Source organism: Nonomuraea sp. NPDC049158 (genome assembly GCF_040648335.1).
Taxonomy (GTDB): domain Bacteria; phylum Actinomycetota; class Actinomycetes; order Streptosporangiales; family Streptosporangiaceae; genus Nonomuraea.
Map to the genome: position 1 here is coordinate 1 of NZ_JBEZDM010000055.1, position 16,234 is coordinate 16,234.

A 16,234-nucleotide genomic window follows, 5' to 3' on the forward strand; every position below is an offset into this window, starting at 1 on the left:
GGTCGCGTTTGTCGTCTCCGCACCGGGGCGCCCTTACTCGGCCACTCGACCCAGGGGTGCAGCAGTCTCACCAGCCGAGAACGCAACGGCCTTGGGTGGCCGATGGCGAACTTCCGCCCCGGGCGGCGCCTTACCGCCATCGAGCGACCAGTACACGTCCCCGACTCAGGGGCAACCACCCTGACGCAGGGGTGATCGCGCAGCGCTGCCGTCAGGCTCTCTCACGGGCATCTGGCTGCAGGTCGAGGGCGAGCTGGTCGTCGTTCTCGCGTTCGGACTGGTGCGGCAGGCCAGCGACGCGCATGAGCGTCGCCAGACTGGTGTCTGCCTTGTCCGGGAGCCGACCGACCAGCTCCGCCAGAAGCAGGGCGGCGCCCACCGTGTCCCACAGCGCCCGGTGAGGCTGCCCGTTCGGGACCAACGCCTTCACCTGGTCCTCGAGTCCGTACTGGGCGAGCAGCACGGTCAGGTTCCACCGCTTGATGTCCGGCCGCAGATGGCGGACGAGGCGGGCAGTGTCGATCAGGCTGGCGGCCTCGATGTCGGGCAGGCGCAGCTGGATGAGCCGCCAGTCCACGCCGATGTTGTGGCCGACCAGGATGCGGCCATGCAGCTTCTCGGCGATGCGGCCGCGCAGCGCGTCGAGGTTGGGGGCGTTGGTGAGGGCCGCGCCGGAAAGGCCAGGCGAAATCCAGGGGCGGGGCCGGATCCAGCGGCCGGGATTGATGATGCTGTGCCAGGCCGCCCCCATGTCAGGGCAGCCCTCAGCCAGCGGGACGACCGCGATCTCCAGGATCGCCTCGTTCTGGCGGTCCTGCGCGCCTGTGCCTTCGAGGTCGAGTGCGACGAGCTCGGCGGCCGTCCACGGCTGGTCTTGCATTCAGCGCTCCAGGTGTCGGGTCAGTCGTCTTCGTGGCGGGCGGCGGACGCGAGCCGTTCGCGAGCGCCGGCGAGCAGCGACTGGTCCTCGGTGCTCAGCTCATAGCCTTCCAGGGCGCGGCCGTGGGCGGCATGCACGTGCGGGTGCTCGACCTCCCAGAACTGGAAACCGAACAGGTGCTGAAGGGCGTAGCGGCGCTGCTCGCCGAGCTTGGCGGTCAGGACGTGCCCGTCCTCGATCAGGAACGGCGTGTTCGGGTCGAATCCGAACGAGTCGAGTGCGGTGCGGATCTCCTCGGTCGTCGGCGGCATGAGTGCGGCAGCGCAGCGGGCCACCTGCTCGGGCGGGCAGATGTCGCACAGTTCGGGCACGCCGAGGTGCCCGTTGTAGTCGGGGAGCTGCCAGCCGTACGTGACACCGCACGAGGTCTTGCGGAACAGCGGGACCGAGATACCGGAGTCGCGCCACGCCTGGACAACGCGGGTATCCAACTCCTGAGGGAGGATTTTGCGGCGCTGCCAGTTCTCGCCGTACGGCACCGGCACTCCCAGGGTCTCAAGGTAGGCCGTGTTCTCCTCTTTGTGGTAGTAGCCGGTGAACACGATCGCGTCCACCCGGGCATCGGCCGCGACGCCCAGCACATGCGCCATGGTGTCGGGATCGTCGTTCCAGCCCGGGACGATCGGTCTCCAGTAGAGGATCACCTTCGTACGCAGCTTGTGGCGAGCCGCGGTGATGATGGAATCCACGGTGGTGGTGGACTTGGCGATCGGCTCCACCCGGTCGTCGCGGATGCCGGAGTAGGTGAACAACAGCGTCGGCCGTACGTGCTTCAGGCCCTCCAGGCGCGCCATGTCGGCCTCGGTGACGTGGAAGCGGGTGATGACGAGTACCAAGTTGGTCAGGCCACGCCGGTCGAGGTCCTCCAGTACGGCGAAGGTATGCGGCTTCACCCCCGGCAACATCGGGTCCGTCGCCTTGTTGAACAGCTGAATAGGCGTGGTGTCCGCCACGAACTCGGGGTGATCGACGAGCTTCTGTACCGCCTCCTCAGTGGGAACGAGCAGTTGCGGGATCTTCTGCTCGAAGTTGCCCCAGAAGTGGCGAACGCAGTACGCGCAGTCCAGTGGGCAGCCGATGATGTGGTTCAGGCTGAGCCCGGATTTACGGTTCGTGATGCTCTGCGCCATGTACGGGTCGAGTGTGGCCTGCTGGGTGGCGGGCATCAGGCGCAGGTTCGCGGGGCCGGCCGTGATGGTGTCGGCGGCGATGAAGACGGGCTTGCTCATCGTGTGTGCGTCTCCTGGTCCAGGATGTGTCGGTGCGGTTCGCCGAACCAGATCCTGAAGTCGGCTGCCGCGTCGGTGGGGTTGTCGCTGGTGTGGACGAGGTTGCGGATGAACCGCCCCTCGGCGGCGGCTTTCTCGGCGCTGTCGTCGCCGTAGTAGCCGCGGATCGTGATGGACGGCGCGCGGGAGGGGTCATAGTGGCCGAGCAGGTCCCGTACGCGCTGCGCGGTGTCGTTGGTGTGGCCGCGGGCGAGTGCCACCGTCACGGTCGAACCGACGTAGTGGTCGATGAGGTCGGCACGGACATCGAACGGGAAGCGATGTTGCAGCTCCAGCATGTCGGCGTAGTGCGCGAGGATCTGCTGGGCGGTGACGACCTCTTCCCGGATCTGGACGATGGTCACAGTGCCGGCGATCCATTCGAGGATCGGCCTGACGAGCCTGCGGTCTGTCGCGTCGGGCTTGCACATGACGACCGTCCAGTAGTCCCAGCCGCCTGGCGGTCTGAGACTCGTGCCGTTGGCCCTGCGCATGATCATGCCGCTCCCTGCGGCATCCGGTTCGGCCAGCGCCGCTCGACCAGCCAGCGATAGCCCGGGTCCAGCGCTTGGAGAATGTACGAGCTGACGGGCCGGTCGGTGTGGGTGATCTGCCGGTACGCCTCCCACACCAGAAGGACCTGCTGCCAGTACGGAGCCAGTCCGGTCTCGGCGACGCTTTCCACGGTGTGCTGCTGGGTGTTGGACCGCAGCCCGACCTCTTCCTGAGCGAGCAGGCGCAGCGAGGTAAGGCAGGCTTCGGGGGGCATGTCCGGGAAGCGGAGGGCCGGCGGCTGGTAACCGTCCGCGCCCACCTCTGCGAGGATCTTCCGGACCTGGGGCCGGTTGGGCAGGTTGACGTGCATCGACCCGACGTGGTGGCTGTAGTGCCCGACCTGAACGCCGAGCAGGTGGGCTGCCAGCTCCTGGAAGACGGTGAAGGAGAAGACGTCGCTCGGCATGCCCATGAACGCGTCGTTGCCGCGCATGTAGCACGTCAGGTGCAGTCGATTCTCGCGAAGGAGAAACTGGGCGGCGATGGTGCAGGACACATCGGAGTTGTCGTCGATGACCAGCTCCGTCGGGCTGAAGATCGACAGAACGGCACGTTTGGTGTCGTTGTCCTTGCCCAGCAGGTCCAGCACCCGCTGCCACTGGGTTCGGCCATCAGATGCGGTGGTGAACAGGCTGCGGCCGTAGGCCGTACCCGTGAGAGTGCTGCCGTCGTGGCTACTGGCCCTCATCATGGGCGCGTAGTAGCCGATCATGTCCAGGTCGGCGCGGCCGGACCAGTACCAGAGCACCTCGGCCCAGTTGTAGGCGAGGTTGATCGGGCGTGTGGCCAGGTACGGCACACGCTGCGTCGGGTCAGTGATGCGGAAGGACACGTCGAGCGATTCCAGGGAGGCGTTGCCTCGCGTGGAGATCCGGTGATCGGGACTCGTCGTTACCTGTCGCAACACCCTGGTGTACGCCTCATGGAAGGTTTGTGCGCACTCAGGTGTCATCGGGGGATCCTTCGGTCGCGGACCGTGCTCATGCGGTCGGCACAGTGGTCCGGGTGCGGTTGGACGGACGAAGGGGTGACCGCTGTAGCGGCGATGGCCATTGGTACTGGCCCGCTCGGCACTCTCGTTCCCGGCAGAGCCACCTGCAGTTGCCAGGCGGAGGAGTCGTCAGCCTCGTTGCTCTCAAAGTCCAGGTGAGGGCGTATGGGGTCGAACGCAAGAATCCGCTCCCACAGCCCTTGCGGGGTGCTGGCCTTCCGGTAGGCGCCGCCCCCGGCCGTTTCGCCGAGGTAGAAGGCGGTAAAGTGCTGGCTGCCGGGCTCCCAGAGCACGAGCCACTGGCCGCAGGTGTGGCGCTGCATGTGGGCGGCCCACGCCCATCCGAGTTCGTCCGGGACGAACTGGATGCCGCTCGTGATCGGCGGAGAGTTGCTGGTCATCAGAATGCCTCGGGCGGATGTCAGGGGATGGAAGCGGACGCGGAAGGTTCACGTACCGTCCATCACGTACGGTGACGATTCCCTTTCACTCTGGATTCGTACGGCTCAGGCGGGAACACCAGCGAGTCGGGCAGTCAAGAGTCAGACCACGGTCAGATCGCGGTCAGTTTGGCGGGGCTTCGGGCAGGCCGCTGTGCGACGATGCGGACGGAGGGAGACAGCCGATGGCCGAGCCCAATCTGCTGTTGCAGCAGGCGCGAGAACGATTGCCGTCCCCTGCCGATCCTGGCGAGCACGCCTCGCGTCAGGAACTGGCGGACCTGGTCAACACCTGGTTGTTCGAGAACCACCACCGGCGGGGCGGCCTGACTCAGGAGTATGTGGGAAAGTTGGAACGCGGCGAAGTGCGCTGGCCCAACCGCGACTATCGAGAGGCGCTCCGTACCATTCTCGGCGCGGAACGTGACCGGGACCTCGGGTTCAGTCGATCACGACGTACCAACTCGGCCGTTACCGTGACAGAAGTAGACCGGAAAGGCTTCATTCGTACCGCACTGGGGGCAGTCGCCGCTGTCCCGCTCGCCGAGCTGGCCATGCCTGGCCAGAGCATCGCTCCGCCCCCGGTGGTACATCCCTCCGATATCGCCGAGCTACGGACCATCGCCAGCGTCTTCACCACCTGGGATCACACCTACGGAGGCTGTCTCGTGCGCGAGGCGGTCACCGGGCAACTGCGCTTCGCGGTGGGGCTCCTGAAGCAATCCCGCTGCCCGGCCAAGCTGCATGCTCCTCTGTACTCCGCAGTCGGCTGGTTGGCACACGCGGCGGCGTTCATGGCGTTCGACGCCTATGCCCACGAGGACGCCCGCAGGATGTTCGCCCTCGCGCTCACATGCGCGGAGGAGGCGAACGACTGGCATCTCCGGGCCAAGGTGCTCTCCTCGATGGCGCGGCAGGCCATCTGGTGCGGCGACGCCGACAATGGACTGACTCTGGTGGAGTTCGCGATGGTGCGGGCCGACCGGTTGACCCCAGCCGAGCGCGCCATGCTGCGTTCGGCCCAGGCTCGGGCATTCGCCAAGCTGGACCGGGCGCAGGAGGCGTGGAGGGCCGTCGAGGACGCGGACACCGAGTTCGACCACATCCGTCCCAGCGAAGAGAAGCCATGGATGCGGTACTACGACGCCGCCCAGCACTCGGGCGACACCGGTCATGCCCTGTTCGACCTGGTCATCGACAGGAGGATCGCCGGCAAGCCAACGGACGGAAGGCCCGTTGGCGAAGCAGCCAACGAGAGGTATTTGGGCGAGGCCTCCATGAGGCTGGCGAATGCGGTGACCGGCCACAGCCCCGCCTACGTTCGGTCTCGCGCTATCAGCGGAATCAAGCTGGCCTCCCTCACTATGGCGACTGGGGATCCTGAGGAAGCGGCCTCCATCGGAGGCCGTGCGGTCACCGACGCGGGGACGGTACGTTCTCGTCGAGCCCAAGACGACATGAAGGAGCTTGCCGGGTTCTCCCTCCCCCACAAGAGTCGGACGCCGGTGGCCGTGTTGCGACACCGCATCCGGGAGGCCGTCCAGGCATGACCCAGACCAGCGACGCCGAGGCGTCCGCGTGGGCCACGCTCGACATGGCCGGCCGCCGCTTAGGACTCGACCCGGCCGGTGCCGAGCTGATCCGGCTCGGCGAGAACGCCCTATACCGGCTTCCCGGCGGCATCGTCGCGCGCGTCTCCCGTATCGGCCAGTTTGCCGCCGCCGCGCGTGAAGTGGCTGTGGCGCGCTGGCTCGAGGCCAATCATGTACCCGCCGTCCAGGCATGGCCTGATGTCGACCAGCCCATCGAGGTAGGCGGCCGCGCGGTCACCTGGTGGCGAGAGCTACCACCCCACCGACACGGCACGGCGCTGATGGTCGCGACGACGCTGCGCCGCCTTCACGGCCTCCCGCCACCGACCGAGTTCGACATCGGCCGATTGGATCCGTTCGTACGACTCGCAGAGCGGATCGATCGTGCGGCCACCCTCAACGAGTCGGACCGGGCCTGGATGCGCGCCCGCCTGGCCGATTTGAGGGCGCGCTACGCAGCGCTGCCCGAGGGCCTGCCGGAGACCGTCGTGCATGGGGACGCATGGATCGGCAACGTGGTGAGTACAGACGATGGCGATGTTGTGCTGCTCGACCTGGAACGCTGCTCGATCGGCCCGCCCGAATGGGACCTGACCTCCACGGCTGTCAAGGCTTTCACCTTGGCCGGCATCACCGCTGAGGACTATGGCACCTTCGTCCGGGTATACGGGCACGACGTCACCTCGTGGGCCGGGTTCGAGACGCTGCGGGACATCCGAGAGTTCCGTATGACCTGCATGGCTGCCCAGGTCGCCACCGAGAATCCCGCTCGGCACGACGAAGTAACGCTGAGGTTGGCGTGTCTGCGTGGTGAGCATGGACCAAGGCCCTGGTCCTGGACAGCCGTACCGTAGCGTTGCGTGGTTTCCATGATCGGCGTGGGCCTGAGTGGCCAGGTATCTCTCTCACGCCTGTGATAGGACCTCGATCACCAGATCGTGCGCGAGGCAGCCATCAGCGAGGAGGCCCGCCACGTGCCTGATTGGATACGAGACATCGGGGCTTCTCCAGTTGCGATGCTCGGCTGCCTCGAAGGGCGACCGCCACCCACCAGCGTCACCACCGCGAGTGGCACGCTGACGTTGCGATGCTCGGCCGCCCGAAAGAGCGACCACCGCATCGCGACGTCGAGGCCGAATTCAATGTTGGTCGTGTTGCGATGCTCGACCGCCCCGAAGGGCGACCGCCACGGTTCACGCCGGGCCTGGTCACGGGCGCCTACTACCCGTTGCGATGCTCGGCCGCCCCGAAGGGCGACCGCCACGCACTGGGTGTGCATCACGCCCGGCGCGTTCTGCCCGTTGCGATGCTCGGCCGCCCGAAGGGCGACCGCCACCCGTCGACGAGCGAGCCGAGGGCGACGCGGAGGCGTGGGTTGCGATGCTCGGCCACCCCTGATGGTGACCGCCACCGACTACCTGATGGTGGACGAGGCCCACATGTACAAGTTGCGATGCTCGGCCGCCCGGAAAGGAGACCGCCACATGTGCGTGGTGCGGGGCCCGTACCCGTAGTCGCCGTTGCGATGCTCGGCCGCCCCGACGGGCGACCGCCACGATCACGTTTTTAGCGCCTTGACCTGCGTATCCACGTTGCGATGCTCGGCCACCCCGAAGGGCGAACGCCACGACGGTTCTGATGGATGCTGAGCGCCTCCTGATCTCGTTGCGATGCTCGGCCACCCCGAAGGGCGACCGCCACGACCCTGACGGTGACGCGCTCCGTCAAAGGCGTCGTGTTGCGATGCTCGGCCGCCCCGACGGGCGACCACCACACTCCTTGGACTCCAGCGCCTTCTTCGCCGCGTCGGCATTGCGATGCTCGGCCGCCCTGAAGGGCGACCGCCATAGCAGGCGGAGATCCGGGCTGGGATCGAGCAGAAGATGTTGCGATGCTCGGCCGCCCCGAAGGGGGACCGCCATCACGGACAGCGTGGCCGCGCTCGGGGTGCCGCCACCGTTGCGATGCTCGGCCGCCCCGAAGGGCGACCGCCATCGAGTCAGGTCGTGGGCCGCGCGTTCGGACTCGTAGTTGCGATGCTCGGCCGCCCCGAAGGGCGACCGCCATGGCCTCTGATCAGGCAATACGCCTCTCAAGACCAGAAACCATTCACAAACGATTCACCTATCAAGCAACATACAGGGCCATATCTCCCTCGGAACACCCGGCGCGTCGCATGAGCACTACAGGTTCCGAAGCACACAACCAGAAAAGCCCATCAGCAGTATCACCAACCCACATCCCCCTTGCACAGAGGACCTGGCCACAGTACGAGCCTGGAACGCATGATCGCCGCCACCCCGAGGACGGAAAGCGCTCCAGACCCAGCAACATCACCCGGCCATCGTCAGCGCCCACGACATCGCCAACCCACGTATCGCCGCAAAGAACGCAGTGGAGCACGCTTCAAAACGACTCCGACCCCGAGCCCTCAGAGCGGCGAGATTCTCACACAGCCGCCCCGGCCGGACCCGGCCAGGACGGTGGGTGTGGCCGGCCGGTCAGCCGATGGCGTAGGCGCGGGTGATCGTCTGGGTCAGGCCGATGCCGTCCGCGTCGGTCACCGCCGCGCGGAGCGAGACGAACCCGGTCTCACCCGGGTTCGGCACCATGGCGGACCAGCCCGAGCCCGTACGGACGACCGGGATCTGGCGCCAGTTCGCGCCGTCGTCGACAGACATCTCCAGCCGGACCGACTTCGCCTTCACCGGCGCGGACCCGGCGTTGCGCTCGATCCGGATCGGCAGGCGGGTCACGCTGCCCGGCTTGGCGCGGTTCGAGGTGTCCAGGCCCTCGGGGTCGTACCGGACCGCGGTCAGCGGCAGCGGCTGCGCCTTGGCCGTGGTCGCGGACGGGAAGGTCCAAACGGACTCCACCCCGGTGGACAGCGCCGAGTGCGGGACCTGCCTGCGCATCGACGCGGTCAGCGTGTACGAACCGCGCCCGGAGGGAAGGTCGGCGCGCAGCCGGCACCCGTCCTGCTCGTAGACCCAGCAGCGGGCGAGGTCGGCGGTGGCCAGCACCTGCCCGTCCTTGGCGAGGGTGGTGACGCCGGTGGCGGCGGTATCCGACCCCGTCCTGCCCGCGCCCCCGTCGGAGAACAGCCCCACTCCCGAGAAGGTCAGCTTGTCGCCGGTACGGTCGCCGCCCAGCAGCAGGAACGCCGGCCCGATCACCGCGGCGTTCCAGACCTCGCTGGTCTGGCCGCGCTTCAGGGCCTTGCCGCCGTCGAACATCAGCGAGGTGCCGACCTGGAGCCCGCTCTCGTAGGTCAGCCCGGGGGTGCGGTAGTGGATGAGCGTGCCGGGCAGGGTGATGTCGCCGACCAGCGGCCCCAAGGTCGAGCCAGGGAAATCAGAGTTACGCAGTCCGGACATCGGCGTGCCCGTGGCCGCCGCTCCCGCGGCCCGGTAGGTCGCGGTGACCTTCGCCAGATCCTGCTGCCGGAAGTTGTGGACAGGATCCTCGGGGAGGCCGTCGGTGCGGTGGTCGACGATGTGGTAGACGTATGGGCTGGGAGAGGCGTCCTTGCTGAGCCACATGGTCTCCACGCCGTAGGTCAGACCTGCCTGGCGGCTCGGAACGACGAAGAGTTGGCTGTTGACATCGCCATTCGTCGACCACCAGGAGTTCCATGCGCCGTGGGTCACCCCGAGGGCGTAACCGCGCTGAATCTCGGCGCTCGGATCGTCAAGCGTGATCTTGGCCGCCTTGCCCTGGCGCGCGTCCACTGTCAGCTTCTGGTCGCCGCCGTCGATCTTCAGCGCGGGGTCGGCAATCGTCGTGACCCACTTCCCGTCGACCTTCTCCGCGATCTCGGTGTAGACGCTCCAGTCGCCCTCGGGCAGTCGTACCCTGGCCACACCGTCCCGGAAGACCGGCTGGTGGAGGGCTCCGGTCTTCGCGTCGTAGATCTGGCTCTGCATGGGGTTGACGGGCTGGCCCTGCTTGCCGACGAGGGTGAGCGTGACGTCGTAGGACTCGGGCTCGACGTAGGCGCCGGCCAGCGTGCGGACCACCGTCTCACCCGACCTGGCGGTGACCGTTCCCGGGTAGTCGCCCGGTGCCTTACCGCCGGCGTCGATGGTGAGCGTGACCGAGGCCTCGCCCTTGGCCGGGACCGTGACCTGATCGGCCGGCAGCTTCAGCACCTCGCCCTGAGCCGACAGGTCGAGGGTGACCGAAGCGTCGCTCGCGTTGGCGTACGTGATCGTTTTGGTGGTGACCCGCTCACCGGCGGCGTTCCAGGGGAAGGCCGCCCAGAGGTTGCCCTGCGCGACCGTGACCTGCTGCTTCAGCGCGCGTACCAGGTCGATCAGCCCGGCTCCCTGCTGATAGAGCGTCGGGCCCTGAGCGGGCGCGGCGCTGCCGATCAGCGCGGCCTTGAGCTGCGCGCCCGTCCACTCCGGGTGGCGCTGAGCCAGGATCGCCGCCGCTCCCGCCACGTGCGGGCTGGCCATGGAGGTGCCGCTGAACGACCGGTGGAGGCCGTCGGCGGTGCCCGCGGCGGCCGCGGCGACGATGTTCACGCCCGGCGCGGTCACCTCGGGTTTGATCGCGTGATCACTCACTCGCGGCCCGGGGCTGGAGAACTCGGCAAGGATGCCCTTTTTGTCCACCGCGCCCACAGTCAGCGCCGCCTCAGCGCTACCGGGGCTGAGCACCCTACCGCGGGCGCCGTCATTTCCCGCCGCCGCGACGAACAGCGTGCCGGTCCGCTCAGAAAGCGTGTTGACGGCCTGCTCCAGTGGGTCCAGATCGGGAGCGTCCACGTCGCCGAAGCTCATGTTGACGACTTTGGCCTTGATCTCGACGGCCGCCCACTCCATACCGGCGAGGATGGCCGAATCGGTCGGGCCCGCGGGGCCGCCCACCTTCCCGATGGCCAGCTTCGCCTCGGGCGCCACGCCCCGATACTTCTGATCCCTTCCCGCCACGATCGAGGCGACATGGGTGCCGTGGCCGAGGGAGTCGCGGATGTCGGGTTCGTCGCTGAAGTTGCGCTCCTGCTGAACCGCGTCCTTCAGGTCTGGATGGTCGGGGTCGTAGCCGGAGTCAAGGACCGCGACGGTGACGTCCTTGCCCGTCATGCCCTGCTGCCACGCCTGCGGGGCACCGATCTGCTTGACGCTCTCGTCCAGCGAGAACGATCTGCGGCCGTCCAGCCACAGCTTGGTACGGCCCGCCGCCAGGGCGCGGGCGCCGCCGCCCGTCAGGTCCTTCCAGGTCTGGGCGGCGTTCGCCTTCGGCACGCGCGCCACGCTCATCCCGAGGCCGGCCAACTGCCGGATCCGCTGGGCGCCCCGCGGTAGGACGGCCTGCCCAGCTGTCCCTTGCGAGATCACAGGTATGTCAGGGGTGTCGGCGTCGCCGTACTTCCAGGCCAGGAGCTGAGTGACGTCGAACAGCCGACGGTCCAGCGCACCCTGGGCGATCAGCGGCGTGGCGTCTGCGGGTATCACGTACAGGTGGCCTCCGAGCACCTGGCTCATGAAGTCCGTCCGCCTGCCGGGACCGGGCTCCACACGGTGCCCCGGCCCGGTGACCACGACCCGGTCACCGGTGATCAGGGTCACCCCGTTCCCCTGCTGAGGCGGGGCCCGCAGGGCCCACGCCGGCGTGACGCCGATTGCTCCCGCCGCGAGAGCGGCGATGAGCGACTTGCCTAAGTTCACGGTCTACCTCATAGACGTAGGTTGATGATCTTCTCCTCTCCTCTTCGCCGAACCGCGCATTCGTCTTCCCGAGGTGCCGTCGGGGGAGCACAGCGAGACGCTCGGCGAGGGGCTTTCCCTGCCGAGCGTCTGTCTTTTGGGTGGAGCGTTGAGCTCAACGGCGGTGGCGGCGACGACGACGCGCGAGCGCCGCTCCGCTGCTATCGCTACTGGACAGACCCGGAGGCGCAGGAACCGGCGGGCGGATCATGCCGAAGAAGCACAGGATAGACATGGTGTTCTCCGTGGGATTCTGGTGTCAGCGGGGACGGGTGCTGCCCCCGCTCTCCACGTTAGAACACCGCGAGCGCCCCCATCCTGCCCGCTGAAAGGGCTTGTGACCTGGATTTTCATCTCCCGCACCCATGCCGGGACTCAAGCCCCGGGGCCGTCCACCGCGCTTTGCGCCGCGAAGATGTCGTTGTGGCGTTCCGGCCCCGTTAGGAAAGACTCCGCTCGGTCAGAGAGCGGTGCTCTCCCGGACGATGAGGCGGTGGGGGACGACGATCTCCGACGGCGTGGGCGCCGAGCCGTTGATCGACTCGATGAGGACGCCCACCGCCAGCCGGGCGATCTCCGCCTTGTCCGGGGCGACCGTGGTGAGGCTGGGCGTGCTGTACTGGCCCTCCTCGATGTCGTCGATGCCGATCACCGCGACGTCGTCCGGGATGCGGCGCCCGGCCCTGTTCAGGGCGCGCATCGCGCCGAGGGCGAGCAGGTCGTTGTAGCAGAAGACGGCGTCGGGCGGGTCGGGCAGCGCGAGCAGGCGCTCCATCGCCTCCAGGCCCAGACGCCGGTGGAAGCGCGGGGTCGGGACGATGAGCCGCTCGTCGACGTCCAGTCCCATCCGGGCGTGCGCCTGCCGGTAGCCGGACGTGCGCAGCTGCGCGGTCTCGCCGGTCGCGTACGGCTGGTCGCCGATGGCGGCGACGCGGCGGCGGCCCTGCTCCAGCAGGTGCCCGGTGGCAGTACGGGCGGCGGCGACGTTGTCGATGGCGACGTGGTGGAAGCTGCCGTTGAAGATGTGCTCGCCGAGCAGCACGATCGGCACCCGGTTGCCCCGGCCGCGCAGCTCCTCGGCTGAGATGGCCAGCGGGCTCAGCAGCAGGCCGTCGAACATCGTGGCCCGCGAGTCGCGGGCCAGCAGCTCCCGCTCCCGCTCGGCGTCGCCGTCGGTCTGGTCGACCATCACCACATAGCCGTGCGCCCGCGCCGCGGTGATCACCTCGCGCACCAGCTCGGCGAAGTAGGGAACGTCCAGCTCGGGGACCACCAGACCGATCATCCCGGTACGGCCCTGCTTGAGGTTGCGGGCGATCAGGTTGGGCCGGTAACCCACCTCGTCCAGCACGACCTGCACCCGGGCCCGCAACTCGTCGGAGACCGGCGCGTAGCCGTTGACCACGTTGGACACCGTGCGGATCGAGACGTTCGCCCGCTTGGCGACGTCACGCAACGTTGGACGGGCCATGTTCCTCCTCTGCGGTTACTGTGATCATAACTTACTCTTGCATCGTTGCAGAGGAATATGCATGATTTCTGCATCGTTGCAGAGCATTTCCGCCAGCTGCGCCGTACCCCCGCCCGAGGAGTAGAGATGTCCACACCCGCCATGGCCCGCCGCGGCTTCCTCAAGGGAGCGCTCGGAATCGGCGCGCTGGCCGCGGCCGGCGCCTGCGCTCCCGGCGGCGGCACCAGCGCGGCACCGAGCAAGCTGGCCAAGCCCACCGTCTCGGCGTCCACGTCCGCCAAGGGCGAGATCACGATCTGGAACCGCTCCGGTGACCTGTTCAAGGTGTTCGACGCGGCGATCGGCAAGTTCCGGGAGGCCTACCCCGGCGTCAAGGTGAACCACCTGGCCGTCGACATCGACGCCAAGCTGGCCAACACCCTGATCAGCGGCACCGACGTGCCGGACGGCAGCTTCTGGGACGACGCCAAGATCGGCGGCCAGTCCGAGCACCTGTACGACCTGACCGACCTGATCGCCCCCTACCGCGACAAGGTCGCCCCGTACAAGCTGTCCGTCAACACCGTCGGCGGCAAGATCTTCGGTGTGCCGTGGGACCTGGACCCCGGCCTGCTCTGGTACCGCGAGGACATCCTGCAGGACGCCGGCGTCGACCCGGCCGGGATCGGCACCTACGACGACCTGCTGACCGCGGCCCGGACGATCAAGGAGAAGGACCCGAAGACCAAGCCCATCCACCTGGACAAGAACCCGTTCCTCGGCCAGCTCTGGCTGGAGATGCTGGCCAACCAGCAGGGCACGAGCCTGGCCGACGCGCAGGGCAAGCTCCGGCTGGAGTCGCCCGAGTACCGGCGGACCCTGGGCTGGATCCAGGACGCGGTCAAGGGCGACCTGGTCACCCACGCGCCCTACCTGGAAGCGGCCGACATCAACACCCTCGACAGCGGGCAGCAGGTGTTCGTCCCGTGGGCGATCTGGTGGTCGTTCGCGCCGCAGCAGCTGCTCAAGGCCACCAAGGGCAAGTGGCGGGCCGCGCCCCTGCCCGCGTGGACGCCCGGCGGCGCCCGCAGCGGCGCCATGGGCGGCAGCAGCTTCGTCATCCCCGCCAAGGCGAAGAACCCGGAGCTGGCCTGGCTGCTGTATGAGTTCCTGTGCTTCACCGAGCCCGGCTGCACCGCCGTCTACGGCCCCAACAGCATCTACCCCGGCGGCCTGTCCACCTCCGTGCCCTCCTTCACCCCGGCCCTGAAGGCGGACAAACCGCTGTTCAAGCCGATCGACGCGCTCGGCGGCCAGGACCTGTGGAAGGTCGCCGTCGAGGCCGCCGCGACCATCCCGGCCGCCGCGCCGATCCCCGTGTGGTGGGCGCAGTCCGTGGACTATCTCGGTGACAACGTCCAGCGCCTGATCGAGGGGAAGATGTCCCCCGACGACGTGATAGCCGAGTCGGCCAAGAAGATCCAGCGCAACCTGATCGACCGGGCCTGATGTCGAGTCTCACCGCCACGACGGCCAGGCGGGCCGCCACCGGCTCGCGGCGCCTGCCCCGGCTGTCGCCGTACCTGTTCATCGCGCCGTTCTTCGCGGTCTTCGCGGCCTTCGGCGTCTATCCGCTGGTGTACGCGCTGCGCCTCAGCTTCACCCGCTGGCGCGGCGCGGGCGAGGCCACCTGGGTCGGCGTGGGCAACTACGTCTACCTGCTGACCAACCCCGACTTCTGGGCCTCGCTCGGCAACAGCGCGGTGATGTGGCTGCTGATCGTGCCGGTCCAGGTCGTCGCCGGGCTGGGCGCGGCGGTGCTGCTGGCCAACGCGCGGCTGCGGCTACGCGGGCTGTTCAGGGTCGCCTTCATCGCGCCGTTCGTCACGCCGCTGGTGGCCATGGCGCAGGTGTGGATCGTGGTGTTCGACGAGGACTACGGGCTGGTCAACCACGTGCTCGGGCTGGTGGGCCTGCCCGCCGTCGGCTGGCTGACCTCCACCGCGTGGGCCAAGCCGACGCTCGCGCTGCTGTTCCTGTGGAAGACCACCGGCTTCGCGATCATCATCCTGCTCGCCGGGCTGCAGGCCGTACCGGGCGCCGTGTACGAGGCCGCCTCGATCGACGGCGCCTCGCGGTGGCGGCAGTTCTGGTCGCTGACCGTGCCGCTCGTCCGGCGCAGCATCGCCTTCCTGGTGGTCGTGCAGACGCTGGCGGTCTTCCAGATGTTCGCCGAGCCGTACGTGGTCACCGAGGGCGGCCCCTACGGCTCCACCACCACGGCCGGCCTCTACCTCTACGACCACATCTCGGCATCCGACCTGGGCACCGGTGCCGCCAACTCCTTTCTGCTGGTGCTGCTGGTGTTCGGCCTCTCGCTGGGCGCGGTCCGGCTGCTGCGCCCGAAAGACGAGGTCTCATGAAGCAGGCCCGGCCTGGTCCGGTGCAGTACGTGGTGCTCGCGCTGCTCGCCGTCGCGTTCCTGTACCCGATCTGGTGGGCGCTCAGCTCCTCGCTCAAGCCCGCCGCCGAGATCATCACCAGCCCGCTGTCGGTGGGCGGCCCGACGCTGGACAACTATCGGGCGATGTTCGCCGACGTGCCGATCGGCACCGGCTTCGTGAACACCGCGCTGGTGCTGGCGGTCAAGGGCGCGATGACGATGGTGTTCTGCCCGCTGGCCGGGTACGCCTTCGCCAAGTACACCTTCCCCGGCAAGAACGCGCTGTTCGGGGTGGTGATGCTCACGCTGATGCTGCCGACCCTGGTGCTGATCATCCCGCTGCTGCTGGAGATGAGCTCGCTGGGCTGGGTCAACACCTACCAGGCGCTGATCCTGCCGGGCAGCGTCGACGCCTTCAGCATCTTCTGGATGCGCCAGGTCATCGCCGCCATCCCGGACGAGCTGCTCGACGCCGGGCGGGTGGACGGCGCGAGCGAGTTCGGGGTCTTCGCCCGGGTCGTCATCCCGGTGATCCGGCCCGGCCTGGCCGCGCTGGCCGTGCTGACCACCATGAACATCTACAACGACTTCGTCTGGCCGGTCGTCGCCGTCAACGACACCGCGCACCAGACGGTCCAGGTGGTGCTGTCGACCCTGGCGCAGAACGTCACCGGCAACCGCGTCGGCGCCGACTTCGCCACCGTCTGGGGTGAACTGCTCGCCGCCGGCAGCATCGCCATGCTGCCGCTGCTGGTGATCTTCATCCTGCTGCAGCGCCACTTCATCAGCGGAATCCTCGCCGGCAGCGTCAAGGGCTGACCGGGCACACCTTCTCATGATC

The 16,234-nt window shown here is 68.1% G+C and carries 12 protein-coding genes and 1 CRISPR repeat array; of the genes, 5 read left to right on the plus strand and 7 right to left on the minus strand.

Annotation, left to right across the window (positions count from 1 at the left end; genetic code table 11):
- Positions 1–211 precede the first annotated feature (211 nt).
- From AB0B61_RS53365 to AB0B61_RS53385, 5 genes are read right to left on the minus strand one after another with little or no spacing between them, the layout of a single operon-like run.
- Complete coding sequence (locus AB0B61_RS53365; protein WP_358449279.1) at positions 212–880, minus strand: 3'-5' exonuclease; 669 nt, start codon at positions 878–880, stop codon at positions 212–214.
- A gap of 20 nt (positions 881–900) precedes the next feature.
- Positions 901–2,169, minus strand: a complete 1,269-nt coding sequence (locus AB0B61_RS53370; RefSeq protein WP_358449281.1) for a hypothetical protein — start codon at positions 2,167–2,169, stop codon at positions 901–903.
- The gene (locus tag AB0B61_RS53375) at positions 2,166–2,708 is read right to left on the minus strand and encodes a nucleoside-diphosphate kinase (protein WP_358449283.1); all 543 of its coding nucleotides are present in this window, start codon (positions 2,706–2,708) and stop codon (positions 2,166–2,168) included. Before AB0B61_RS53375 ends, AB0B61_RS53370 begins: the two co-directional genes overlap by 4 nt.
- Positions 2,705–3,715 carry a thymidylate synthase gene (locus tag AB0B61_RS53380; RefSeq protein ID WP_358449285.1) on the minus strand — a complete coding sequence of 337 codons (1,011 nt, stop codon included), beginning with the start codon at positions 3,713–3,715 and terminating at the stop codon, positions 2,705–2,707. Before AB0B61_RS53380 ends, AB0B61_RS53375 begins: the two co-directional genes overlap by 4 nt.
- A complete protein-coding gene (locus tag AB0B61_RS53385) occupies positions 3,712–4,155 on the minus strand; it encodes a hypothetical protein (RefSeq protein ID WP_358449287.1) in 444 nt (147 codons plus the stop codon). Before AB0B61_RS53385 ends, AB0B61_RS53380 begins: the two co-directional genes overlap by 4 nt.
- Positions 4,156–4,379: 224 nt before the next feature.
- Between AB0B61_RS53385 and AB0B61_RS53390 the strand changes: the two genes are divergently transcribed.
- A complete protein-coding gene (locus AB0B61_RS53390) occupies positions 4,380–5,744 on the plus strand; it encodes a hypothetical protein (protein ID WP_358449289.1) in 1,365 nt (454 codons plus the stop codon).
- The gene (locus AB0B61_RS53395; RefSeq protein WP_358449291.1) at positions 5,741–6,640 is read left to right on the plus strand and encodes an aminoglycoside phosphotransferase family protein; all 900 of its coding nucleotides are present in this window, start codon (positions 5,741–5,743) and stop codon (positions 6,638–6,640) included. Before AB0B61_RS53390 ends, AB0B61_RS53395 begins: the two co-directional genes overlap by 4 nt.
- A 156-nt stretch (positions 6,641–6,796) precedes the next feature.
- A CRISPR array of direct repeats spans positions 6,797–7,853; the repeat unit is 20 nt; unit sequence GTTGCGATGCTCGGCCGCCC.
- 434 nt (positions 7,854–8,287) lie between these two features.
- Here the strand turns inward: AB0B61_RS53395 and AB0B61_RS53400 are convergent.
- Positions 8,288–11,461, minus strand: a complete 3,174-nt coding sequence (locus AB0B61_RS53400; protein ID WP_358449293.1) for a S8 family serine peptidase — start codon at positions 11,459–11,461, stop codon at positions 8,288–8,290.
- A 499-nt stretch (positions 11,462–11,960) separates the two neighbouring features.
- The gene (locus tag AB0B61_RS53405) at positions 11,961–12,971 is read right to left on the minus strand and encodes a LacI family DNA-binding transcriptional regulator (protein ID WP_358449295.1); all 1,011 of its coding nucleotides are present in this window, start codon (positions 12,969–12,971) and stop codon (positions 11,961–11,963) included.
- 126 nt (positions 12,972–13,097) lie between these two features.
- Here AB0B61_RS53405 and AB0B61_RS53410 point away from each other — a divergent pair, with 126 nt between their 5' ends.
- The 3 genes from AB0B61_RS53410 to AB0B61_RS53420 are packed head-to-tail and all read left to right on the plus strand — an operon-like array spanning position 13,098 to position 16,212.
- Positions 13,098–14,459 carry an extracellular solute-binding protein gene (locus AB0B61_RS53410; RefSeq protein WP_358449297.1) on the plus strand — a complete coding sequence of 454 codons (1,362 nt, stop codon included), beginning with the start codon at positions 13,098–13,100 and terminating at the stop codon, positions 14,457–14,459.
- Complete coding sequence (locus AB0B61_RS53415; protein ID WP_358449299.1) at positions 14,459–15,373, plus strand: sugar ABC transporter permease; 915 nt, start codon at positions 14,459–14,461, stop codon at positions 15,371–15,373. Before AB0B61_RS53410 ends, AB0B61_RS53415 begins: the two co-directional genes overlap by 1 nt.
- The gene (locus AB0B61_RS53420; protein WP_357952753.1) at positions 15,370–16,212 is read left to right on the plus strand and encodes a carbohydrate ABC transporter permease; all 843 of its coding nucleotides are present in this window, start codon (positions 15,370–15,372) and stop codon (positions 16,210–16,212) included. Before AB0B61_RS53415 ends, AB0B61_RS53420 begins: the two co-directional genes overlap by 4 nt.
- Positions 16,213–16,234: the final 22 nt, after the last annotated feature.